The organism is Acinetobacter sp. IRS14, from assembly GCF_034650275.1.
Lineage (GTDB): Bacteria > Pseudomonadota > Gammaproteobacteria > Pseudomonadales > Moraxellaceae > Acinetobacter > Acinetobacter oleivorans.
The window spans coordinates 1-529 of the sequence record NZ_JAOVFN010000078.1 but is presented as its reverse complement, the minus strand read 5'-3'; the positions used below and the strand labels follow the sequence as shown (position 1 = coordinate 529).

Genomic DNA, 529 nt, shown 5'->3' with positions numbered 1-529 from the left:
GTAAACAAGAAAAAGGAAACCATCACCAAGGATGGATTATCATCAGTTACCGAGTTTAGCAATTATAACTCTGCTGGAGCACCAGGCAAGATTATAGAACCGAGTGGAGTGGTGGAAACAATTGAATATAACTGGTCAAATTTGCCCAAATTTAAGAAAAGAACTGATTCTGCTAGTGAATTAGTTCAATCTAATAATTATGAATATAATTTTAATCATGATGTTGTAACAGAAAATAAAGGTGATGGTTTAATAAAAAACTATAGATATTCTCTGGATAATGGTTTATTAAGTTCATTTATAGAGAGGGATCAGTTTCTAAAAAATAATTATACATATAATGCTAATGGGCAGTTAATTTCTGAGACTGAACAATATATTAATTATAATCATCCTCTTCTTCCTGATAATGTTGGTGAATTAAGAGATAAAGCTAGTTATGTTTATGACCGTTTAGGGAACTTGACTGAAAGTAAATATGGTTCAGATGGTACGGCCAACTGGCAGAAGAAAGAATATGATGCGAACG

The 529-nt window shown here is 31.9% G+C and carries 1 protein-coding gene; it reads left to right on the top strand.

From position 1 onward, the window contains the following. The coding region (locus ODQ17_RS19160) for a hypothetical protein (protein WP_322905656.1) at positions 1-529 on the top strand (529 nt) is incomplete at both ends.